The sequence below is a fragment of the Pseudomonas syringae genome, from assembly GCF_000737245.1.
In the GTDB taxonomy this organism is placed as follows: domain Bacteria; phylum Pseudomonadota; class Gammaproteobacteria; order Pseudomonadales; family Pseudomonadaceae; genus Aquipseudomonas; species Aquipseudomonas syringae_J.
This window is the reverse complement of the sequence record NZ_JPQU01000022.1, coordinates 48,675-72,010: the sequence shown is the minus strand read 5'-3', so window position 1 is coordinate 72,010 and position 23,336 is coordinate 48,675. Positions and strand designations below refer to the sequence as shown.

The 23,336-nt window shown below is 59.1% G+C and carries 19 protein-coding genes; 8 read left to right on the top strand and 11 right to left on the bottom strand.

Annotated features, from left to right (window positions below; translation table 11 throughout):
- Window positions 1-4: 4 nt before the first annotated feature.
- The 5 genes from sctV to IV01_RS26835 form a co-directional block, all read right to left on the bottom strand.
- Window positions 5-2,146: a type III secretion system export apparatus subunit SctV gene (sctV, locus tag IV01_RS18845; RefSeq protein ID WP_032626990.1), complete on the bottom strand. Its 2,142-nt coding sequence runs from the start codon at window positions 2,144-2,146 to the stop codon at window positions 5-7.
- Window positions 2,143-2,478 carry a type III secretion protein gene (locus IV01_RS18850; RefSeq protein ID WP_032627042.1) on the bottom strand — a complete coding sequence of 112 codons (336 nt, stop codon included), beginning with the start codon at window positions 2,476-2,478 and terminating at the stop codon, window positions 2,143-2,145. Before IV01_RS18850 ends, sctV begins: the two co-directional genes overlap by 4 nt.
- Window positions 2,478-2,837 carry a hypothetical protein gene (locus tag IV01_RS18855; RefSeq protein ID WP_032626988.1) on the bottom strand — a complete coding sequence of 120 codons (360 nt, stop codon included), beginning with the start codon at window positions 2,835-2,837 and terminating at the stop codon, window positions 2,478-2,480. Before IV01_RS18855 ends, IV01_RS18850 begins: the two co-directional genes overlap by 1 nt.
- On the bottom strand, window positions 2,834-3,778 hold the full coding sequence (locus tag IV01_RS18860; RefSeq protein ID WP_032626986.1) for an FHA domain-containing protein: 945 nt from the start codon (window positions 3,776-3,778) through the stop codon (window positions 2,834-2,836). The genes IV01_RS18855 and IV01_RS18860 overlap by 4 nt, the downstream gene beginning before the upstream one ends.
- Window positions 3,779-3,905: 127 nt before the next feature.
- Window positions 3,906-4,067: a hypothetical protein gene (locus IV01_RS26835; protein ID WP_195758758.1), complete on the bottom strand. Its 162-nt coding sequence runs from the start codon at window positions 4,065-4,067 to the stop codon at window positions 3,906-3,908.
- Window positions 4,068-4,814: 747 nt separating this feature from the next.
- On the opposite strand from IV01_RS26835, the gene IV01_RS18865 reads away from it, so the two are divergent.
- The gene (locus IV01_RS18865; protein WP_032626984.1) at window positions 4,815-8,231 is read left to right on the top strand and encodes a hypothetical protein; all 3,417 of its coding nucleotides are present in this window, start codon (window positions 4,815-4,817) and stop codon (window positions 8,229-8,231) included.
- Window positions 8,232-8,412: 181 nt separating this feature from the next.
- On the opposite strand, the gene IV01_RS18870 is transcribed toward IV01_RS18865, so the two are convergent.
- The 5 genes from IV01_RS18870 to IV01_RS18890 all read right to left on the bottom strand — a co-directional run bounded on the left by IV01_RS18870 (window position 8,413) and on the right by IV01_RS18890 (window position 13,474).
- Complete coding sequence (locus IV01_RS18870) at window positions 8,413-9,318, bottom strand: LysR family transcriptional regulator (protein ID WP_032626983.1); 906 nt, start codon at window positions 9,316-9,318, stop codon at window positions 8,413-8,415.
- Between the two features lie 151 nt (window positions 9,319-9,469).
- A complete protein-coding gene (locus IV01_RS18875) occupies window positions 9,470-10,369 on the bottom strand; it encodes a LysR family transcriptional regulator (protein WP_032626982.1) in 900 nt (299 codons plus the stop codon).
- Window positions 10,370-10,483: 114 nt separating this feature from the next.
- A complete protein-coding gene (locus IV01_RS18880; RefSeq protein ID WP_032626980.1) occupies window positions 10,484-11,626 on the bottom strand; it encodes an FAD binding domain-containing protein in 1,143 nt (380 codons plus the stop codon).
- Between the two features lie 52 nt (window positions 11,627-11,678).
- Window positions 11,679-12,791, bottom strand: a complete 1,113-nt coding sequence (locus IV01_RS18885) for an alkene reductase (protein ID WP_032626978.1) — start codon at window positions 12,789-12,791, stop codon at window positions 11,679-11,681.
- A 38-nt stretch (window positions 12,792-12,829) separates the two neighbouring features.
- Window positions 12,830-13,474, bottom strand: a complete 645-nt coding sequence (locus tag IV01_RS18890; RefSeq protein ID WP_032626977.1) for a DsbA family oxidoreductase — start codon at window positions 13,472-13,474, stop codon at window positions 12,830-12,832.
- Between the two features lie 286 nt (window positions 13,475-13,760).
- On the opposite strand from IV01_RS18890, the gene IV01_RS18895 reads away from it, so the two are divergent.
- The 7 genes from IV01_RS18895 to IV01_RS18925 all read left to right on the top strand — a co-directional run bounded on the left by IV01_RS18895 (window position 13,761) and on the right by IV01_RS18925 (window position 21,271).
- Complete coding sequence (locus IV01_RS18895; protein WP_032627040.1) at window positions 13,761-15,026, top strand: c-type cytochrome; 1,266 nt, start codon at window positions 13,761-13,763, stop codon at window positions 15,024-15,026.
- A gap of 5 nt (window positions 15,027-15,031) precedes the next feature.
- Entirely contained in the window at window positions 15,032-15,496 is a 465-nt protein-coding gene (locus IV01_RS18900) for a (2Fe-2S)-binding protein (RefSeq protein WP_032626975.1), read from the top strand.
- A complete protein-coding gene (locus IV01_RS18905; protein ID WP_032626973.1) occupies window positions 15,493-17,742 on the top strand; it encodes a xanthine dehydrogenase family protein molybdopterin-binding subunit in 2,250 nt (749 codons plus the stop codon). Before IV01_RS18900 ends, IV01_RS18905 begins: the two co-directional genes overlap by 4 nt.
- A 2-nt stretch (window positions 17,743-17,744) precedes the next feature.
- Window positions 17,745-17,945: a hypothetical protein gene (locus IV01_RS18910; protein WP_032626971.1), complete on the top strand. Its 201-nt coding sequence runs from the start codon at window positions 17,745-17,747 to the stop codon at window positions 17,943-17,945.
- A gap of 65 nt (window positions 17,946-18,010) precedes the next feature.
- Window positions 18,011-18,619 (top strand): cysteine dioxygenase, encoded by a 609-nt coding sequence (locus tag IV01_RS18915; protein ID WP_032626969.1) that lies wholly within the window; start codon window positions 18,011-18,013, stop codon window positions 18,617-18,619.
- Window positions 18,616-20,199, top strand: coding sequence for a rhodanese-related sulfurtransferase (locus IV01_RS18920; protein ID WP_032626967.1), 1,584 nt, complete (start codon window positions 18,616-18,618; stop codon window positions 20,197-20,199). Before IV01_RS18915 ends, IV01_RS18920 begins: the two co-directional genes overlap by 4 nt.
- 82 nt (window positions 20,200-20,281) lie before the next feature.
- On the top strand, window positions 20,282-21,271 hold the full coding sequence (locus IV01_RS18925) for an ABC transporter substrate-binding protein (RefSeq protein ID WP_032626965.1): 990 nt from the start codon (window positions 20,282-20,284) through the stop codon (window positions 21,269-21,271).
- A gap of 50 nt (window positions 21,272-21,321) precedes the next feature.
- On the opposite strand, the gene IV01_RS18930 is transcribed toward IV01_RS18925, so the two are convergent.
- Complete coding sequence (locus IV01_RS18930) at window positions 21,322-22,950, bottom strand: methyl-accepting chemotaxis protein (RefSeq protein ID WP_032627038.1); 1,629 nt, start codon at window positions 22,948-22,950, stop codon at window positions 21,322-21,324.
- Window positions 22,951-23,336 lie beyond the last annotated feature (386 nt).

Sequence of the window (23,336 nt, the reverse complement as noted above, 5' to 3'; positions counted from 1 at the left end):
CAGGTCATGAAGCGGTCGCCATGGGAGTGGTCGGAACGCCGCTGGCTGTGCGGCGATGAGTGATATCGGTCAGGCTGATGCTGCCCACCGCCTGCAAGTTGTATTCGCCGGCCAGCTCGCGGAACGACAGCACCGCCAACTCCAGTTCGCCTCGCACCGCCAGGCGGCGCAGGCCACGGCGCAACTCAGGGTGGACCAGCAGCACTGGGCAATCGTCCTCTTGCAGACGCTCACAGACCTGACGCAGTTGGGTCAGTAGCGCACGATTGGTTGCTTCCGGAATCGACTCACGGGCGTTGTCCTGACGGCGCAGGCCGGATCGCAGTTGTTCTTCCACCGCCGGGGCCAATACGAAGGCGCTGATCACCCGGTTACGGTCGGCGTACTGATGGCTGATCTGCCGCGCCAGTGACGCTCGCAGGTGCTCGGCCAGACGACTCGCGTCGGTTTCACGGCTGCCCCATTCCACCATGGCCTCCAGCAAAGCTCGTTGATTGCGGATCGACACGCCTTCAGCAATCAACAGACGCAAAGCCTCGGCTACCCGCTGCAAGGGCACGATGCGCAGTACTTCCTTGACCAGTTCGCCGTAGTGACCTTCAAGGCGCTCAAGAATCGTCCGGGTTTCCTGGATGCCCAAAAAGTCTGCGGCGTAGCGACGCAAGGTGCGATCCACCACGGCACGGAGCACTTCGTCGGTAAACAGGAAGCCAATCCCGGCGTCGCGCAGGCTGTCTTCGTGATGCCGTTCGATCCATTGCGCCGGACGACGACTCAAGGGCGAATCAGCTTCCAGCACTGGTATATCCAGCAACTGCGCGTGCACCGGATCGCCTTTGAGTAACAGGCAGTCGGCAGGTAATTCACCCTCGCTCACCGGGACGCCTTCCAGCTCGATAACGAAACGATTGGCGTCCATGGCGCGGTCCACATAGATATCCGGAACCGGAACTTCGAGGCCCAGGTCACCGCGAATTTCGTGGCACAGGGCTTCGATACGCTGGCGCAGTGGATGCTCGGGCGCGGCCTGGGCCAATGCTGAACCCATGGTCAACAGGATGCGGCTGTCCAGTGGTTTGGCAAAGGACTCGCTCTGTTCCTCGGCCAGGACCTCAGGCTCGACAGCCTCGACGAGTTCTTCAGTGGGGGCGTCATCGGCACGCTGTTCCCGGCGGTAGATGACGAAAGCCGACACACCAAAAATCATCGCCAGCCCGACAAAAACATACGCCGGGAACCCCGGCAGCAGGGCCACGCCCAGCAGGATCAGGGCGGTCAAAGTCAACGCCCGATGGCTGGCGCCCAGCTGCACGAGGATCTCGGTACCCAGGTTGCCCTTCACGCCATCACTGTTGACGCGGGTCACCACGGTACCGGCCGCGACCGAGATCAGCAGCGCCGGAATCTGGGCGATCAAGCCATCGCCCACGGTCAGCAGCGAATAGGTATGCACCGCAGCCCCAAATGCCATATCGCGCTCAAGCATGCCGATCATGATCCCGCCCAGCAGGTTGACCGAGAGGATCACCAGACCGGCAATGGCGTCACCTTTAACGAACTTCATGGCGCCGTCCATGGCCCCGAACATCTGACTTTCGCGCTCCAGACGGGAACGGCGGCGGCGTGCTTCCGGCTGATCGATATCGCCGTTGCGCAGGTCGTTATCGATGCTCATCTGCTTGCCGGGCATGGCGTCCAGAGTAAAGCGTGCCGCCACTTCCGCTACCCGCTCCGCACCCTTGGTGATCACCACGAACTGCGCCACGGTGATGATCAGAAACACCACCAGACCAACCACGACTTGCCCGGCGATCACAAAATCACCGAAGGCTTTGACGATGTGTCCGGCGTCCCCGTCCAGCAGGATCAGACGCGTCGTGGTGATCGACAGCGACAGACGAAACAGGGTGCTGAGCAGAATCAACGGCGGCAACGCCGAAAACTCCACCGAGTGAGAGATGTAGAACGCCACGATCAGGATCAGGATGCTCAGGGATATATTCAGGCCGATCAGCGCGTCCACCAGCCAGGTCGGCAGGGGAATAATCATCATCACGATGGCCATCAACATAAAGGCAACAATGATGATGTCACTGCGTTTGGAAGCCATCTGGGCCAGGCTGTTGAGGCGATTCAGGACCATCATTGCGCGGCTCTCCGGGCGATCAGGTAGCGTTTGAAGCATTGCCGCGCTTCTTCCTTGCGGGCGCCGCTCCACAGGGCGCGACTGCGCAGCAACAACAAACCAGGGGATTCCCCTTCGCATTCATGTAACCGGTCCAGCGCAGCAAGGGCTCGGTCTGCCTGACCGCTGTCGGTGAACGCCATCACCAGGTTGCGCAACAGTGAGCTGTCATCCGGCGCCAGTTGCACGGCAATCAGCAGCATCACCAGCGCTCGTTGCGACTGGCCGCTGCGTCGATATAGCTCACCGAGCCCCTTGAGCAGCTCGACGCTGTCTTGCTCTTCCTTGCTGATCACGCTTGCACCTCGGCACGTTGCTGCTCAAGGCTGCGGCGCAGATCAATTTCCTCGTTGATCAATTCATGGGCCAAGGCCCGGATCTCTGGCTCTGCATCCAGTTCCGGCAGCACGTTGTTGAGGACGTACTCAAGGATTTCCAGGGAGCGAGTGCAGCCGAACAATTCAGCATTGACTGCGCTGGTGTTGGCCGACTGCTCGACATCGCCACGCAGAGAACGACGCGCCAGGACTTCGCGCTTGTTCAGGACAGCTTCGAAGCGCGCGCCCTGACGCTGACTGGCAGGCTGAACGCTTTCGACCGCTGGGGTTTTCTCGGGGGTAGTGGGCAGCAGCGGGCGCGGGTCAATTCTCATAGCGTGAAGGTGAACCTCTCTTCACCGCGGGCGAGAATCACCTGATTGTTTTCGATGCTGTCCAGCGTCCAGTCATCGGCCAGCGCTGCGCCTGGGTACAGACGTTTGCCGCTGTCGTTGATCACGTAAGGATTGGGGCCGAACCAGACCGCCTGGAAACGCACGCGCGGCTTGGCGATCTCGCTTCGCGCTGTCACGTCAGGATGCAGCACCACCTGCTGGCCAAAACGGGCGTCGAACGCCTGTTGCACACTGCGCCATTGGCCTTTCTGTGCAGGGTCATAAGTGCCTGCGACGCCAAGCTGGCCCTCGACTTCGCTGACCTTGATCTGCTTCAGGTTGGCCGCAGCCAGTTGCTGTTGCAGCCATTTTCCTGCTTCAGCCGCAGTCGCTGATGGCTTGTGTGCCTGCGGCGCAGGCGAAACATCTTTGTCTGCCATGGCTAACGGCGAAACCGGCTCGCTACGAAAGGCAAACGCTCCCACGCACAGAAACATCAGCAGCAGCGCAATGACCCACTGTGGTTTGCGCAGCCAGGCAGGTGTCGTGCGGGCAGGAGAAGGTTTTGGCTGGGTGCCGCTTGCGTTGGTCAGCGTCAGACGCGCGTCACCGATCCGGATATCCAGGGGCAATCGGGCGCGGTGGCCATTGCCAGCGGGGATTTTGATTTCCCGGCCATGGCTGCCAAAGGCGAGCACATCACCACCGATTGCTTCGACGGCCACCTGACCGTTGGCGAAACGCAGCGCCATGTGCCGCTCGGCAATGCCTGCGTCGCTGAGCAAGAGATCAGCGTTGGCGGCACTGCCAATAATGTAGACGGACCTGTCGAGGGAAAGGCAAACCCCTTGATGCAGACCGTGGGTGATATTGAGCACTGGAGTGCTCTTGCCCGAAGCCGTGGAATCAGGCATCGAGGTCAAGGAAATCAGAGCAGTCATGATCGAATTACCCCAGTGGGATGCGTATTCAGGGGCGAATCAAGCGCCGGGCAAAACGGTTGGCATGCAGCGTTGGAGAGGAAATGAACGGCATGCGAGCAGCCTTGCAGCTGCCCGCATGACAACGTCAGTTCTGAGGACGTTGTTTGGTTGCGTCGAGCTCAGCTTTCTTGGCTGTGGTCAGCTCGGTGATCTTTGCTGACTTCTCGATTGCCATATTGAAAGTGGCTTCCATCTTGGCGATTGCCGAATCTGCGCCGCCGGAGCTTACTGGAGGGACGTCTGCCATTTTGTTTCTCCTTACAGGGATGGGGATGTCTTCAGCCGCTGAGCGGCGATCTGTTGTTGCATGCACTACAGTAGGACTTAAATATTACAAACTCACTTCAGTGCCTGAGCTGTTTTGCATGAATCAATAGTACGCAACTGAAATTAGGCCCTGCTGTGAAAACTTGTGAAAGCTTGAAAAGTTGACGACGCGAGGGTCGCAAAGAGTGCAATATCATTATGCCGCCATCTGAGTTTACTCAGCCAAACCGCTCTTTTAAATTTATTATTAGTTGCGGTTGAACTTTGTTTTTTTATGCTGTCTCCGAACCTCTCAGGACAGCACATCCACACAAAACATCTGAAAAAAACCAGTCAAATCATGCGTCTGCATTCACATAAAACCTCTTAACGGTTGTGAAAAGTTGTGAATTCCATCTTTCACCACCTTCCCCAGTCCCCGGCCGTGGTACTGTTTTCAGGCACTTTCATCGACACTTCCATCATTGACGGGTGAAAACCAACCGCCGAGGCTGACCCTCCCGATGATGCGCGCAATTGAGTGACGCGAGTTCTCCGGATGGTAGTGAGCACTGCATCACACTTTCTGCACTGGAAGTTCGCCGTATAAAGAACGAGCTACAAGTCACTTTAATAATGACGGGCAGTAAAGACGGGCGGGCGTGTAGCGCGCTGGTCGATAACTCATCGTCCTCATGACGTCGCTATTGTTATTAATGGTTGATGTCATTAACTGGAGTTCACCCTGATGTCGACGCTTCCTTTGAGCCGCACGGCCGACGCCAAACCGTTAACGCGTAATAACCCACTGCCGAAAACGCCCTTCACTGCGTTGCTCAAGAGCAGTGAAAAAAACGCCGAGCAGTATCGCCCTGCTACCGCTGACGAAAAGGCCCCGGCGCTCAAGGATTATGTCTCCATTGAAGAACCCGGAACGGTAGCGGCGGACACTGTCCGTTATGTCACGCAAAGTGGCGATCAGGTACTGGTCCTCAAATCCACCAGCCCAAAACTCTATAAGCAGGTGGTTGAAGATCGCCCTGCTCTGCAAGCCATCAAGCAGAGCGCCAGTGAAGGCTACAAGCTGGCCGCCGCCGACGCTAAAGCCCCAGAAACCCTGGACGGCTACAAGGCCATTGGCCCGCCTGACGAAATGGGCTCCGGGTTGATTCGTTACGTGACCAGCGACGGCCAGCAGCTCATTCTTGCCGAGCAGGACAACCCGGAGCTGTTCAAACAAGTCTCGGCAGACTTCAAGTCGTTGACCGGCGTGGTCGCCAGTCAGGCTGACGGTTATCAGTGGCTGGGCGCCGATCAGGCAGGGCCTGAGAAACTGGGTGACTATCTGGCGATCGGGCCTGCCGAAGAGATGGGCCCTGGTGTGATTCGCTATGTCTCGCAGGACGGCAACAAGTACGTGGTCACCAAACGCGATAACCCGGCGCTGTTCGACAAGGTCAACGACGCCTATGCCAGCCTTAGTGGCATCACCAGCAGTGAAGCGGACGGTTATCGTCGCGCCACCGATAACGAAGCCTGGCCGCCCTACAACGGCACAGCAGTCGGTGCAGTCGATGAAGTCGGTCCCGGCCTGATTCGCTATGACAACGGCAACGAGAAAGTCGTAGTGGCCCGCGATGACAACCCCAAGCTGTTCGACTATCTGGCCGCTCTTCACGAAGTCATCAATGACCCGGCCAAATCAGGCGATATCAATACGGCGATTTCCGGAGGTGCCACCCTCGCCGATCAGGGCACTGAATTACCCGGCCTTAACGACTACAAGAACTTCTTCTGGACGGTCGGCCAGGAAGGCGAAACCCTGACCTACGAAACCCACGACGGTCAGAATGTAGTGGTGTCCAAAGACCTCACCCCTGAACTGTTCAAAAGCGCCAGCACCGCCAACGAAACCTGGAGCAAAATTCACAGCAGCGAATCCGAAGGCTACAAGCTGGCCGGCCCTAACGACTTCCTCAAGAACACAGACATCACCTTCGGCTCCCCCGACGATCTGGGTAACGGTCTTATCCGCTATGAGACCAGCGAAGGCAAAGTGATTGTGTCTAAAGAGATAAGCCCGCAGCTGTACGACGATGTCGTCGCGAAGTGGGAAGCCTGGACTGCCGGCGATGTCGACAGCACCCGGGGCAATTTCAATCTGCCGTCCAACGACGAGCTGGATGTATTGAACCTCGGCACCGGCGTCAAAGCCGATCCCGATGATGATAAATCCCCCGAACTGACCGTCAGCGAACTCGCTACCAAAGAACTGCTCGACACTTATCGCGCAGGTGTAAAGGACGGTTCGATTCCAAAGGATGACCCGCGGGCGCAGCTGGTCCGCGCCCTTGAGGCTCAGGCGGCGTATCAAAACGGTCGCGGCCTGACCGGCTACGAGGAAGAACCCGGCGCGTTCGGTGGGACCTGGCGAGTGTTCGATGACAAGCAGACCGAGCTGTCTTCGGCCGATATGCACGACATCATCGACGGCCCCAAATTACAGGAACAGATCGGCAAGCTGTTCTCTGACCCCACGGTGCAGGCCGACTACAAGTCGAAGATGGATGGCGCCATCAACCGCATCCCCAACAAGGATGAGATCAAACAGAAACTCCTCGACCTGACCAATAACCCGGACTACATCGCCTACCTCAAGGACCTGCAGAAGCAAGGCAAGGCCCATGAAGCGCAACAGGACCTGAGCGACACCCTGACCTCTCTGTCGATGTTCGACCCGGATGCTGCGACCAAGGCGGCACAATCTATTCAGGCGGACGGGTTGACCAGCGACCTCAATGACTTGATCGCCGACCCGAGCAAGATCTCCGAAGAGAACAGCGAGCTGGCCACCAAGGATATGTTCGGCCTGCTGAAAAGTGTGCTCAAAGGCGAATTGCTCGACCTGCCGCGTCGTACTCAGGAGACCATCGAGAAATTTCTTGAAGAAGGCATGCAGGGTAAAGAGAAGTCGTCAGCGGTGACCAAGGCCTTGCAGGAGCTCGGTGAGGTCTACAAAAACGGCGGGACCATCTCCGAGGCGGATATCAAGACGGCGTTGTCCAAGCCGTATGTGCCGATAGCCGAACGCGGCAAGCTCGGCGAAGTGTTCAGCGCTCTGAACAGCAAAGGCATTTTGGGTTCGATGGGGGCTGGTGTTTCGTTGTTTTCCGGGATTTATCAGTTGGCAGGCAATGGCGGAAAGCTGGCGGAAACCCCGCTTCAGCGTCTGGCGATTGCCAAGGACTTCCTCAGTTTCGCCGGGGCTTCCAGCCACTTTGTCAGAGTCGGCGATGCAGTAGCCAACCTGATGGGCAAAGGCGGCATGGTCGACTTCCTTGGCCTGGACAAGACCGTTCCGGAGATCTGGGGCAAAGGCGGTGTTCAGGAAGGCAAGATGGAATATCGCCTGACCAAAATGCCCGGCGAGCTGACCACCAAAATTGAACAGACGCTGAAAAATGTGCCCGGTTTTGACCCTACAGACCTGTCGGACACTGCATCGCTGAACTCGGTCCAGGACGGCATCAGCCAGCACATCGACGATGCGGTTGCAGGCTCGGGCGCTGCCAAACTGGCCCCTGGCAAATCCGCGAAGATCGCAGGTTCGGTAATCAAAGTGCTCGGCCCGGCTACCGACGTGGTGGGTGGCTTCGCCGACATCGTGCTCGGCGCCTTCACCATCAAAAGCGGCATCGAAACCGGTGACCCATTGGCCAAGGCGGCGGGCGGCCTGCAAATCGCAGCCGGTGCCTTCGGCGCTTCGGCCGGGGTGTTGGGCGCAGCCGCTCTGGTCGGGGCAGGCTCGGCGGCCGCATTGACCGGCCCGTTCTTTCTGGTCGGGGTGGTGCTGGCGGTTATCGGCGGGATCATCGGCTACTTCGTTGACCACAACAAAAAACAGAAGGCCAGCGAGAAGGAAAACGACTGGTATCGCGACCTGGCGGCCGACGGTTTGCTGCAAGCGGACTGGGGCGACAAGGTCGAGTACCTGCATTACTCGATTCACGAGTATGGCGAACGCGAAGCACCGGAAGACGACAGCCTGTTCCGCTTCCAGCAAGCCGAATGGGAGCACTTCGACGAAACGCCCCAGAAAGGCGGCTCATCAAGCAATCGACTGGATTACGAACTCCACAAGGAATATGGGGAAGACAAGCGCTAGCAGGTAAGCCCTGACACAACGCTGTCCGCCAGCAAGCTCAGCCCTCTGTAGGAGCGAGCTTGCTCGCGATAGCGTCAGGTCAGACAACACTGCATCGATAGGAAAACCGCATCGCGAGCAAGCAAGCTCCTACAGAAGAGTGATTTCAAATTCAAATGCATGTGTTTGCAATTGCTTTCAATCAGGCCGCGTCTTTGACCTGTTTCAACGAGTGCGCCACCAGTTCGCCAAAGGAACTGACCGGCCCTTGCAGGTTACCGAGGAAGCGCGGGTAGATCAGCCACAGGTCCATCACCGGTTTGAAATCCTTGACTGGCAACACTGCCAGTTGCTCACGATGGACGCTACGCTCCAGCAATGGACGCGGCACCAGGCCAAGGCCCATGCCGTCGGCTACAAGTCCCAGCTGCAATTCAGTGCCGAAAGTTTCCAGATTGACCTTCAGGCTCAGGCCCTGATCCGACAAGGTTCGTTGCAGGCCCGCGCGGAAACCACAGCCATCAGGATTGAGCACCCAGCCCTGTTCATAACAGTCCGCCAGTTTCACCGAGCCTTTTGGCAAAGCGGAGCGTGCGCAGACCACCACCAGCTCCATCTTGCCGATGGACTCGCCAATGATGTTCTCCGGGAAGATCTTGCCCGCCGGGAACAGCGCTGCGGCGGCGTCCAGTTCGCCGTTCTCGATCTTGCTCACCAGTTGACTGCCCCAACCAGTGGACACCTGCGCGCGCAGATCCGGGAACTGGCTGCGCATCTGTTTGAGAGCATCGAGCAACACCACATCGCCAATGGTTTGCGGCACACCCAGGCGCAGCAAACCGCTGGGCGGCGTATCGCTGGCGACCAGCTCACGCAAGGCATCCATCTCGCGCAGGATCGACAGGCAGCGCTGGTAAACCTGATTGCCCATCTGCGTCGGCTTGAGCGGCTTGGTGTTGCGGTCGAACAACTCGACACCCAGCGCCTGCTCGAAATTCTGCACCCGTCGGGTGATCGCCGGTTGAGTCAGGTTCAGAGAATGCGCCGCATGGCTGATCGACTGGCAACGAATCACCGCCACGAAGGCATCGATATCATCAATTTTCATTCAGACCGCACATAAAGAAGCAGGGAAAAGATAGACGAAAAGCATAGTCGGGTTTGCCGTGGCTGGATAGCTGAGGGCGAAGAGTACGCGCTCACCAAGCCGTTGCTCGTTGCGCAGAAATCAGCAGCAATAGCGAGTCCACAACTCTCGCTCAGGGCGTGAGAATTTCCTGAAGAAACTCAATGAATACATTGATGCGACTGGAACCACGGTGATTGGGCAGGTACAGCGCATTGATGCAAGCGCTCGCGCTGCCGGGGTTGACTTCATATTGCTCCAGCAAGCGCGTCAAACGACCTGCGTTGACATCGTCGCGCACCAGCCAATCTGCCAATAGCGTCACCCCTGCGCCAGCCAGTGCCGACTCTCGCAAAATGTCGGCGTTGTTACTTTGCAGCCGGCCTTGCACATCCAGGCGAATGACTTCTTCAGCCCCCTGAAATGTCCAGTTCTGGTGGGCTGTGCGGTAATCAAAACGCAGGCATTGATGCTCTAACAGGTCGCGAGGGGTTCGGGGTAATCCAACGCGTGTCAGGTAGTCGGGACTGGCCACCACCCATCGCTCGAAACACCCCAGTCGCTTGCTGACAATATCCTCATTGATCACCGATGAACCCAGGCGCACTGATACATCTATTTGCTGGCTGAGAAGGTCACTGACCTCGTCGCTCAGTGAAAGGCTGATCTCAAGGCCAGGATGACGATCAAGCAGTCGTCCCAGATGCGGAGCGATAATGCGTCGACCGAACTCCACCGGGACACTGACCCGCAAGCGTCCCTGGGCTTCGCTGCCACGGTCGGTCACCACGGCATCGGCCTCGTCGATGGCCTCAAGGATTGCCAAGGCTTTATCGAAATAGTGCTGCCCCGCCATCGTGACGCTTGTGCTGCGCGTGGTGCGATTGAGCAAGCTTGCACCCAGTTCACTTTCCAGCCCTGCTACCTGCCGGGTCACGGACGAAGTGGAGATGCCAAGCTTGCGCGCCGCTGACGAATAACCCCCACAGCGTACGGTTTCGACAAACATTTTGAGCGCCAGCAACTTGTCCATAAACGGCATCCTGGAACGTACGGGGAAGGTAGCGACTGTGCATGCCCATGCATTGTGGGTCTTGCATGACTGTGCTTAATCAGGGATGGATTAAACCCGGCCCGAGCCGCCGGATCAGGATGACGTGATACCCATGATCCGATTGCCCATGCTCACTCCCCAGTCCGCCATGCGCTGACCTTCTGCAAGCTGCTGTCTTTGCCAGGTCTGCAGTGCCTTGTCGAGGTCGCCACTGTCGTCAATGGCCTGCGCCAGGAACAATGCATTGCGGGCCGCCTTGGCCGTGCTTCCAGCGGTATGGGGTCGCGGCACAAACGCGGCATCGCCGGTCAACAGCACGCGCCCGAAAACCATTTGTGGAACGTGCAGATCAACAATTGCCTGGACAAAAATATCGCTGGTCTGGCGAATCAGCTCGCGAAAGGCCGGATTTGCATGCCGCTCTGCAATCTCCCGCAGGTAAGCCTCCTGCTCCGCAGCCAGGCTCCCCGGTGGAATGGAGTGGCTACGCCGCTGGCCGAGGCGGTCAGTGAGCACGGCGTCCAGTTCCGGCCCTTGGGCGGCTTTCAAATACCACAGCCAGTTGAACCGACGCTCGCCTGGGACAACGGAGCCGTTCAAACCCGGCACCATGTATTCCAACATCAGCGATCCTGGGTCCTGTTGAAAGACAAAACTCTCGTAAAGTTGCGTCTTGGCGAAGTCTGGAAGTCGGTCTTCGTCAACCAGCCCACGCCAGACCACATAGCCCGAATAGTAGGGTTGGGCCCCGGACAGCACCCTGCTGCGCACTGAAGAACCTGCACCATCGGCCCCCACCAGCAGGTCTGCTTCGGCACGACTGCCATCGGCAAACAACGCCGTGACTCGTTGCTCGTTCTGAGTCAGATCCACCAACGTCTTGCCGCGGTGGTAATGCTTGGCAGGAAATGCGCCATACAACAGGTTGTACACGGTGTTCCACGACGTCTGGGTTTGTGGCAACGGTTCTTTATGCAAGACGGTACCGGCTTGATCCAGATACAGACGATCATGAGACCGGACACCCAGCGGATGAGTCTGTTGAATGCCTGCATAGCGAAAATGCTGCAGGACATCCGCTTGCAGAACGATGCCACCGCCACGGCTATCCATGGCTGCGGGGGAGCGCTCGAAAACATCGACTTGCCAGCCAATCGCGCGCAACGCTGTGGCGGCAAACAGGCCGCCCAGAGAACCGCCAATGACCATCGCCTTGGGACTATCCGGACTCTTCATTACCCTACTCCTTGCAGATGGGTGATTCCCGCACCAACCGGGTTGAGCTGCGTTATGCCAGCGCTGGATAGTCGATGTACCCCTTGGCGTCGCCGCCAAAAAAGCTGTTGCCGTCCGCCGGGTTGAGCTCGGTACGACCGCGCAGGCGAGCCGGCAAATCGGGGTTGGCAATGAACGGGCGACCGAACGCGATGAGGTCGGCGCGGCCCTGCGCGATGGCTCGTTCAGCGGTCTCTGCGGTGTAACCCCCCGCCAGCATCAGCACGCCGTGGAAGTCAGTCCGCAGCTGTTTGATGATGGCGTCCCAGCGTGGATCATTACTTTCATCGAGTACCGTGCCGACCATCATCGGTTCAACCAGGTGCAGGTAAGCGAGATTCCATTCATTGAGCCGAGAAGCAATGTAGCCAAACGTCTGCTCCGGGGTGTCATCGCCCATGCCCATGAAACGCCCCATTGGTGTCAGACGCACAGCCACGCGTTCGGCACCGACTTCTTCGGTCACCGCTTGAACCACTTCGAGCAACAGCCGTGCACGGTTTTCGATACTCCCACCATAGCGATCGCTGCGCTGATTGCTGGCGCTGTTGATGAATTGGTCCAGCAGGTAGCCATTGCCCGCGTGGATTTCCACCCCGTCCATACCGGCCAGAACCGCGTTGCGCGCGGCCTTGCGGAAGTCGGAGATGATCGCGTCGATCCCCGGGATGTCCAGTTCCTGAGGGACAGGTACATCACCCCACACCCCTTCCCCCTGCTCATTGAGGATGAAGGTCTTGCCGGGGACAGGCTGTGCGGTCGGTGCCACCGGCAAGCCGCCGTTCGGTTGAAACACCGGGTGTGACACCCGCCCCACATGCCAGAGTTGCAGGAACATGCGCCCGCCCTCCGCATGCACGGCTTCGCTGACCGCTTTCCAGCCGTGAATCTGCTCGTCGCTATGGATCCCCGGCGTCCAGGCGTAACCCTGACCCTGCTGCGAAATCTGAGTGGCCTCGGTGATGATCAACGCGGCACTGGCGCGCTGGCGGTAGTACTCGACGTTCATCGGTGTCGGCACGTTGCCGGGCTGGCCCGCGCGGGAGCGAGTCAGAGGGGCCATGGCGACACGGTGATCGAGGTTGAGTCGACCGATTGTGATTGGGCTGAACAAGTGCTGGGACATGATGCTTTCCTTCTAGGATTCGGGGTTGAACAAGCGCCTCAGGCGGCTTGTTTGCGTTCCAGTATCTGGATCATGATTTCGCTGGGTTGCGCGCCACTGATCACGTCACCGGCGATCTGAATGGTCGGCACTGAACGCACCCCGGACGCCTTGCTTTGCTCTTCGAGCCTCAAGACTTCGGCCGTGCCTTCGTCGGTGTGGAGAAAATCGACAATGGCCTGTCGGGCCAGGCCTGTTTCGCCAGCGATATCGGCTAACACATCGAGGTCGCCGATATCCCGGCCCTCGCCGAAATACGCCTTGAAAATGGCCTTGACCAGGAACGAAGCCCCTTTGCCTGCCCGTTGTTCACGCCATATCAAGCGATGCGCGGCCAGGGTGTTGGGGGTTTTTTCGACGCGCTCATAGTGGAATCCGAGGCCGACGGCTTTACCGGCATGGGTGACCTGCGCATCCATGGCCTGGCTGCGCGCCCAACTGCCAAATTTGCCAGAGCGATAGGCTTTGCGATCCATGCCCGGAACAGGCATGTCCGGGTTCAACTGGTAAGGCAGGAACTGAATGGGGTGGTCAGTTGAAAAACCCAGCGTGGCAAGCGCCCGCTCAAGGTTTTCTTCACCGATCCAGCACCATGGGCAGATGAAGTCGTAGGTCACCTGAATAGTGGTTGAGTTCGAACTCATGACGGTCTCCGTGGCTGAATGTTTTCACACCCCCAAGGTAAGCGTCCGGCGCTCTCCCGAAAATCCACCTGCCACGCAACGTTGCTTTTCGCAGAACGCAACGCTGAGGTGATCTACCCGCCGATTCACCGCCGTCGTTGCGCCCTGCGCAATGTAGCGTTGCGCCTTGATGGGCTACTCCCTGTTGAGCGCCCTGTCTAAGCTCGCCGAGTAGAAAGTCGCCGTACGCCAATCGCACGCGGCGGATTGAAAAATCTGTCGTTTACTCAGTTCGAGAGGTATGGCGATGAAGCGCAAGACGATTATCGGTGCCGTTCTGGCGCTGGGCGTGGTGGGGATAGGATTCGCGTTCTGGATGATGTGGAGGCCGGAAATCCCTGCTATCAGCCAGCCTCAAAACGCCGGACGCGAAACTCTGGACAGAGGCCGGCGCACCGTCGAAGCGGGAGACTGCGCGGTCTGCCATACACGACCAGGAGGCGATTACATGGCGGGCGGTTTGCCATTGAAAACGCCCTTCGGAACACTGTTTACCACCAACATCACTCCGGACCGGGAAACAGGTATTGGCAAGTGGTCGCTGCCGGCCTTTGAACGCGCCATGCGAGAAGGCATCGCCCGCGACGGCCACTTCCTCTATCCCGCCTTCCCTTACGTGCATTACCGAAAGTTGAGCGAGGCGGATATTGCGGATGCCTACGCCTTTCTGATGAGCGTGGATCCGGTCAACTACACCGCACCTGAAAACCACATGGTTTTCCCCATGAATTTCCGGCCGCTGGTGTCTTTCTGGAACTTGCTGTTCCTGCATGGAGGTCCGCTGGAACCACTGCCCGCCCGCTCAGAGCAATGGAACCGCGGACGCTATCTGGTCGAAGGCGCGGGGCATTGTTCGTCCTGCCATTCGCCCCTGAACCTGATTGGCGGCGAGAAGAGCAGCGAGCTGTTCAACGGCGCTATCGTCGACGGCTGGACGGCCCCTTCTCTGCGCGGCATGGCCGAAGCACAAAACCCCTGGAATGAAGCACAGTTGGTCGCTTATCTGACGGGCAAGGTCGCCGAAGATCACGGTGCAGCGGCAGGCCCGATGTTGCCGGTCAGTCTTAGCATCGCGCAATTGCCGGCGGAAGATGCCCAGGCCATCGCCCACTACATTCTCGATCTCAAAAAAAGCGCTTCGCACGCCCCGTCACTGCCCTGCCCCCCTGCCGCCAATCCCACAGTGAAGGCGCTGCCCGGTGCGGCGCTGTTCAAAGGTGCCTGCGCAAGTTGCCACGGCTCCGCTGCTCCCATGCGCACCATTGAATCGAGGCCCGCGCTGGTGAAGAGCAGTGCAGTCACGGCGGACTCCCCACGAAACCTGATCCAGACGATCTTGCAAGGTATTCCGATGTCCGGTGCCGCCTCCAGCCACTACATGCCTGCCTTCGCAGACAGTCTGGATGACACCCACCTGGCCGCCATTGCCGAGTACTTACGCAACGAGAGCTGCCCGACCAGACCCTGGACGGACCTGGACAAGACAATCAAAAGCATTCGGACTCAGGAGTAGCCACCGTGATCACACTCGACATCAACGGCAAGACGCATGAACTGGACATTGCTGACGACATGCCACTGCTGTATGCCCTGCGCAATCAGGTGGGGCTCAATGGCGCGAAATACGGCTGCGGTCTGGGTCAGTGCGGCGCTTGTACTGTCTTAGTCAACGACAAACCGGTCTTTTCGTGCCTGACACCCTGCGGCGCACTGGCCGGCAAATCCGTGCGCACCGTGGAGAGTCTGGGCAGTGCCGAAAATCCGGGCCCGTTGCAAAAAGCCTTTATCGACGAGCAGGCGGCCCAGTGTGGTTATTGCATCGCAGGGATGATCGTACGGGCGCAGGCTCTACTGGAGGCAAACCCTCATCCGGACGACGAAACGATCCGTCGCCACATGGCTCCTAACCTGTGCCGCTGCGGCACTCACATTCGGATTCTCGCCGCTATCAAGTCGGTCATCGCGCAGGGAGACAAGGCATGAAGCCCTCAACGCAATACGTCGATCTGAGCCGCCGCGCCTTCGTCATAAACGGTGCGTTGGTGATGGGGTTTGCAATGCTTCCGGGTATCCCGCGCGCCTTTGCTGACACCGAAGTGGACACCCTGGGTACGGCAATCCTGGCCCCTGATTTGCCAGGCAGCTTGCGGGCCACGCCCTATCTGGACGCCTGGATCCGCATTGACGCGAAAGACGGCATTACCGTCTACACCGGCAAAGTGGAGCTGGGTACTGGCGTCAAAACCGCGCTTCTGCAGATCGCCGCTGAACGCCTGGAAGTATCGCCTGGCCTGATCCGTTTTCTCACTGCCGACACAGCGCTGACCCCAAATGAGGGTTACACCGCTGGCAGCCATACGATCGTCGACAGCGGCACCGCGCTGTTCAACGCTGCGGCCCAGGTGCGTCAGTTGTTGCTCGAATCTGCGGCACGCCAATGGCGATGCAACATCGACACCCTGAGCACGCGGGACGCTGTGATCTCCGATGGCCAAGGCCGCAACATGACCTACATAGCAGCGGTGGTCGGTGTTCAAATGCATCGCTTTGCATCTGCCAGTTCGCCCTTCAAGCCAGCCAGCAGCTTCACCCTGATCGGCAAATCACTGCCGCGGCTGGACATCCCGGCCAAGGTCAGCGGTGGAGCGGCTTACGTGCAAGACATGCGCCTGCCCGATATGTTGCATGCCCGCGTGATACGCCCGCCCAGGCGCGGCAGTCAGCTTGTGGACATTGACGAGGCGGCCCTCTCCAGACTCCCCGGTGTGGTAAAGCTGGTCCGCAACGGCAGTTACCTCGCCGTGGTCGCCACCGATGAATGGCTGGCGGTCAAGGCCATGCGCGAGGGCTATGGCACTGCGCGCTGGACCGAAGGTAACCCGCTACCTGACTCGACACATATTCATCAACTGCTCACCGAGCTACCGGCGCGGCGCTACCCGGTGAGCGCCAAGGGTCTCCTCACGCAACCTGAGCCACATACGTACAAGGCGCGGGTGACCAAGCAATACCTGATGCACGGCTCCATCGGGCCGTCCTGTGCGGTGGCGCAGTTCAAGGATCGAATGCTGACCATCTGGACTCACACCCAGGGGGTTTATCCTCTGCGCACGGGCATCGCCGAGATGCTCGGGCTACCCGTGGAGCAGGTACGCTGCATCCATGCCGAAGGCTCCGGTTGCTATGGTCACAATGGTGCCGATGACGCCGCAGCCGATGCCGCATTGATCGCCATGGCCCTGCCTGGCAAGCCAATACGTGTGCAGTGGATGCGCGAACAGGAAAATCTCTGGGAGCCCTACAGCTCGGCAATGCTGGCCGAAGTGGAGGCGGGGCTGGACGACAGCGGGCGTTTACGTGACTGGAAATACGAGCTGTGGAGTACTCCGCACAATGAACGCATCGTCAATGCCGGGCGCCTGTTACCGGCATGGCTTTTGGCCAAACCCTTCACCCCGGCGCCTTCAGTCCCGATCGCCCAACCCGAGGGTGACGGCGACCGTAACGCGGTGCCGTTGTATGAGATACCCAACCTGCAGGTTGACCTGAACTTTGTGCTGACCATGCCGTTCAGGACCTCCGCCATGCGTTCGCTTGGCGCCCATGTCAACGTGTTTGCCATCGAAAGCACCATGGATGAGCTGGCGGCTCAGGCCGCTGTGGACCCGGTGCAATTTCGCATGAATCACTTGAGTGATCCGCGGGCACGAGCGGTGGTGGAGCGGGTGGCTAGAGAGTTCCACTGGCCGCAGAAAGCAACCGGCCCCGGCAGTGGAATCGGATTCGCCTTCGCACGCTATAAAAACATCATGGGTTACTGCGCCATTGCCGTGCAGTTGCATGTCCAGCGCCAGACCGGGCAAGTGACGATTGATCGCGTGGTTGCCGCTGTCGATGTGGGGCAAATTGTCAGCCCTGATGGGCTGCTCAATCAGATTCAGGGCGGCATCGTGCAGTCCGCCAGCTGGACGCTTTATGAGCGAGTGCTGTATGACGCCAAAGGCGTGCAAAGCTTCGATTGGAGTGGCTATCCGATCATGCGTTTTCTAGAGTTGCCGAAACAGGTTGACGTGCACATGATCGATCAGCCGAACCAGCCATTTCTCGGTGCTGCGGAAATTGTCCAGGGCCCCATGGCTGCGGCGCTGGGTAACGCCATCAATGATGCGACTGGCAAGCGCTTGCTCGATCTCCCACTGGCTCGACGTGGCTGGCAGGAAGCGTTGTGATCATGAGCGATCCAGACAGGCTGGAAAAATCGGTTGCCTGTCGCATACCTGGAATAAAAAAGGCGGTGGAGGATTACTCACACCGCCCTCCTCCAATCAAGGTCGCCCATGGGGAGAAGGGAAAGTATCTGGCGTCTTTTCATTTCCCTGAAATTACCAAGGTCAGCATCAGCACCTTTGGTTATAACCTGATAATAAAATAATCGCATATTAAACCAGTTCATTATGTTTATATTAAGTCACGCTTTAATCTCGCGCTGGTATAGACATGACGCAGACCCGACACCCGGAACGACTCAGAGCTTTTATTGGGGCACTCGCCGAGCTGATCGACAGCAACCCTCGCGAAGGCGATCTGCTGCAGCGCGGCGGCCAATTGCTGGGCCAACTGGTCAATCACGACGACTGGCTCCCCGACGAATACGCCATTCCCAGTCCGGAGCGTTATCAGCAATTTCTGCTGCACGCCGACTCCCGGCAGCGCTTTTCGATTGTCAGCTTTGTCTGGGGCCCGGGCCAAAGCACGCCGATTCACGACCATCGCGTGTGGGGTCTGATCGGGATGCTGCGCGGCGCGGAATATTCCCAGGGTTTCAGCCGCAGCGAGGACGGCACCCTTATACGGCAAGGCGAGGCCATTCGCCTGGAGCCCGGCCACGTCGAAGCGCTGTCGCCTCACAGCAATGACGTCCATCAGGTCAGCAATGCCTTCAGCGACCAGGTGTCGATCAGCATTCACGTCTACGGTGCAAATATCGGCGCCGTGCGGCGCGCGGTGTATCAACCCGACGGTACTGAAAAACTGTTTATCTCCGGCTATTCCAACGCCTTTCTGCCCAACATCTGGGACTTGTCCAAAGAGAGCCAAGCACAATGACTCAGCCCACTACCCGCTCCTTCGCCGATATTCGTCAGGCATTGCTGGCCCATGAGGAATTGGCCCTGGTGGATGTACGTGAAGAAGCACCTTTCGCTCAGGCTCACCCTTTGTTTGCAGCCAACATTCCGTTATCCAGGCTGGAGCTGGAGGTGTACTCGCGCATCCCCCGCCGCGACACTGCCGTCACGGTATACGACGATGGCGAAGGTCTGGCCCAGCGAGCGCTTGAGCGTTTGCAGACCCTGGGTTACAGCGACGTGAAACTGCTGGAAGGCGGGCTTCAGGGTTGGCGCGATGCTGGCGGCGAGCTGTTTATCGACGTCAACGTGCCCAGCAAAGCCTTCGGCGAACTGGTGGAGCACCATCGGCAGACGCCATCGCTGGCAGCCGAGGACGTTCTGCAACTGATCGAATCCAAGGCCGACGTCGTGATCCTCGACGCCCGCCGTTACGACGAATACCAGACCATGAGCATTCCGGGCGGCATCAGCGTCCCCGGCGCGGAACTGGTGCTGCGCGCCCGGGAACTGGCCCCGGACCCGAGCACGCGAATCATCGTCAACTGTGCCGGCCGCACCCGCAGCATCATCGGCACCCAGTCGCTGGTCAACGCCGGTATTCCCAATCAGGTGAACGCCCTGCGCAACGGCACCATTGGCTGGCTGCTGGCCGGGCAGACGCTGGATCACGGGCAGGCTCGACGCTTTGCCGCCGTTGGCGACGAGACCCGAGAAACCGCCAGCGCCGATGCCCGTCGCGTGGCCGATAAAGCCGGGGTCAAGCGCGCCACAGCAGCCGAGCTGCACAGCTGGCAGGCAGACAAATCGCGCACCACTTACCTGCTTGATGTCCGTACCCCGGAAGAGTTCGCCGCCGGCCATCTGCCAGATTCGCGATCTACCCCTGGCGGGCAACTGGTTCAGGAAACCGATCACTACGCCAGCGTGCGCGGTGCGCGGCTGGTGCTGGTGGACGACGACGGCGTACGCGCCAACATGTCGGCTTCCTGGCTGGCGCAACTGGGCTGGGACGTGGCTGTGGTCGATGATCTGCAGGCAGAGGATTTCAGTGAACAAGGCGACTGGAATGCGCCGATTCCGACGCCTGTTCAGGTGGAAGAAATCAGCCCGCAAACCCTCGCGCAATGGCAGCAACATGGCGACGTCGCCGTGCTGGATTTCACTGCCAGCGCCAATTACGTCAAACAGCACATTCCCGGCGCGTGGTGGACTTTGCGCGCTCAGCTGCAGGATGCGTTGCAAGTCATCCCCAGCGCAGAGCGCTACGTGTTGACTTGCGGCAGCAGCAAGCTGGCACGCTTTGCCGTGCCTGAAGTCGAAGCCCTGACCGGCAAGCAGGTGTTCCTGCTCAAGAACGGCACCGCCAGTTGGGTCAAGGTCGGCTTGCCGCTGGAAGCCGGGGAAAGTCATCTTGCCTCGCCGCGCATTGACCGCTATCGCCGCCCGTATGAAGGCACCGATGCACCCCGCAAAGCCATGCAAGCCTATCTCGACTGGGAGTTTGGCCTGGTGGAGCAGCTTGCCCGTGACGGGACGCATGGCTTTCACGTGATCTGACCCCAAACCTTACGAAAGCAGGACAGACCCCTCCAGGCGGATGTCCTGCCAGCCAACATCCTATCCGCCTGGAGATGCACCCATGTCGCTTTTTTCGTTCCAACGCCCCCCTCTGAAAACCCTGCTGCTAGGCGCATTGCTAAGCGCGACCCTCGGCCAGCAGGCCATGGCGGCCGACCTTGAACCTCTGCTGGTCGCCAATCAGAAATCCACTATCAAGGCGCTGCTGCAAGTCTCCGGCGAATTGAAAAATGTGCCTTACGAGATCCGCTTCTCTGAATTCCCTTCTGCCGCTCCACTGGGTGAAGCGCTGAATGCCGGGGCGGTTGACGTTGGCGCCCTCGGCGACGCGCCCTATGTGTTTGCTCTCGGTGCCGGCGCGCCGTTGAAAGTGGTCAGCATCACCCATGCCCAAGGGCGTTTCACCACTGCCTTGCTCGTGCCCAAGGACTCCCCGGTCAAGACCGTGGCTGACCTCAAGGGCAAGCGCATCGTCACTGGCCGTGGCTCCATCGGCCACTACCTGGCGATCAAGGCCTTGCGTCAGGCGGGCCTGCAAACCAGCGATGTGACGTTCATCAATCTGTTGCCCGGCGAGTCGCGGATTCTGCTGTCCAGTGGCGGTGCCGATGCCTGGGCCACCTGGGACCCGTACACCACCGTCGCCACCACTCAGAGCCACGACCGCGTCTTGATCAGCGGCAGCGAACTGTTGAGCAACCATCTGTACCTGACAGCGACCGGCAAGGCGATCAGCGACAAGCGTGTGCAGCTGGATGACTTCGTCGCCCGGGTCGAGCGCGCCTTCTTGTGGACCAACGCCCACCCCAACCAATACGCCATGGCCCAGGCCGCAATCACCGGCCTGCCCATCGAGGTGCATCAGGAAATCGCCAACGCCACCAAGATGCAGCGGGTTGAGATCGACGACAACGTGATCAAGGGCCTGCAAACCACGGCGGATATCTACCAGCAGGAAGGCATCCTGAGCAAATCGATCGACGTCTCAAAAGGCTTCGACAAAAGCTTCAATGCTTCGCGTGCTCAGGTTGTGCAGACAGCCGTTCAATAACCACAGACCAATCCATGTCGCAGATTCAGGCCTGCTAAGCGACGCCCCACTCAACCCACCTGAATCTTGAACCGCGCCACGGTCTGATGCAGCGCGCTGGCCATCTGCGCCAGTTCGTGGCCTGCGGTATGGGTGTGCTGCGCACCTTGCAGCACCTGTTCGGACAAACTGCGAATGCCTACCAGATTGCGATCCACTTCCCGAGCGACCAGCGCCTGCTCTTCGGTAGCACTGGCAATCAGCATATTGCGTTCATTGATCTGCGAGATCGAACGGGTGATTTCCTCAAGGGCATCACCGGAACGCATGGCGATCGCCAGCGTCGCCTGGACCAGTTCGCTGCTGCTGTGCATGGCCGATACCGCCTCACCGGTGTCGAGCCGTATGTTGCCAATCATTTGCTCGATTTCCTGAGTGGAGACCTGAGTACGATGCGCCAGCGCCCGGACCTCGTCGGCGACCACTGCGAAACCACGACCAGCGTCTCCGGCACGCGCCGCTTCGATGGCTGCGTTCAGTGCCAACAGGTTGGTCTGCTCGGCAATGCTGCGAATCACGTCCAGTACGCTGCTGATATCTTGCACCCGCCCGGCCAACTGCTGAATTCGACCGGAGGTGTCAGTCACTCCGTTCGCCAAGGCGTTGATAGAAGCCACTGTTTCCTGTACCTGCAGGCGACCGCGATGGGCCGTCTGCTCCGACTGGCGTGAGGCTTCACTGGTGCTGACAGCGTTACGTGCAACTTCGTCCACCGCTGCCGTCATCTGGTTGACCGCCGCCGCTGCCTGCTCTATTTCCAGGCCCTGAGCCTGCAGGCTGCCAGTGGTCTGGCTGCTGACCGCACTCAATTGCTCGGAGGAGCTGGCCACTCGATCCACCGAAGTCGCAATCCCACGGACCATTTCGTTAAGGTTTTCCTGCATTTCGTGCATGTTCATCATCAAGCTGCCGCTGTCCCCAGCACGCAAGGGCACGGCAATCGTCAGATCGCCCTGAGCAATGCGGCTCAAGACCCGCGCGGCGTCATCAGGCTCGCCACCCAGCGGGCGAATGACGCTGCGCGTGACGATCACTGCCGCGAGCACCATCAGGGCGATGCATGCCAGGAGTATGGCGAGCAGATTACGCTGGGCATCGCTGTAGAGTGTCTGCGCAGCCAGTTCGCGCTCGGCAAATATCCGTCCTTGCAGCGCCATCAGTTCATCCAGGCTTTTATAGACCTCCTGCTCGGCCGGGATAACCTTTTGCTGCAACTGAGTCATGGCTGCGTCGGGGGAGCCTTGCTTGATCAGAGCCTGCACCTGAACGAAAGCAGCCACATAGGCTTCGCGATTTTTCTTGAGGGCCAGGTAGCCGCTTTTGCTTTCGGGGGTGTAGAGCAGAGGTTCCAGCGTTTCGAACGCCTGAGTGATGCGTTTTTTGGTGGCATCGATGGCGTCATGGGTCTGCTGGCTATCCTTATTGAGCAGTAAGTCCCGAGTGTTTCGGCCGTTATCGCGAACCCCTGTGGCAATCGCCATCATCGGCGCAATTTTCGGCCAGTCTTCCTTGACGATCACCACTGACTGAGCCTTTAGCGTCGCCATGTCCTGCAAGGCATAGAGCACCATGCCGGCCAGCGCCAAAGGCGCAATCGCGAAGCCGATGAAAATCCGTTTTGCCGTGCTTAGTCGGGCCATTTTTACCGCTCCAGTGATCAACAAGTCTTCAGCAAAAAAAAAGCCTGAAACCTTGCGGTTCCAGGCGCCATTGCCTGTTCGTTTACCTGGTTGACCCGGCCTCTGCCCGATCTCCCCCAATGCTGCGCTGCTCTTGCTGACTGATTGATCTTCGTTGACCAATGAGACGGGCCTCTCGACGACCTGCGCCGAGGACCCGAAACGGGTTATGCAGCGTCTGTGCCAGTAAGCATTCAACCCGCCGATGCCCTTGTCATGAGCGTATCGGCGAGCAAGACGGCAAGGAGAACAGAACACAACGCCTCGTGATGAGGCATAGCTATGTGCTACTAGTTTTATAACAGTGCAAAAAAGGCTTTTTGCCAGCACGGGCATGGACCCAGATC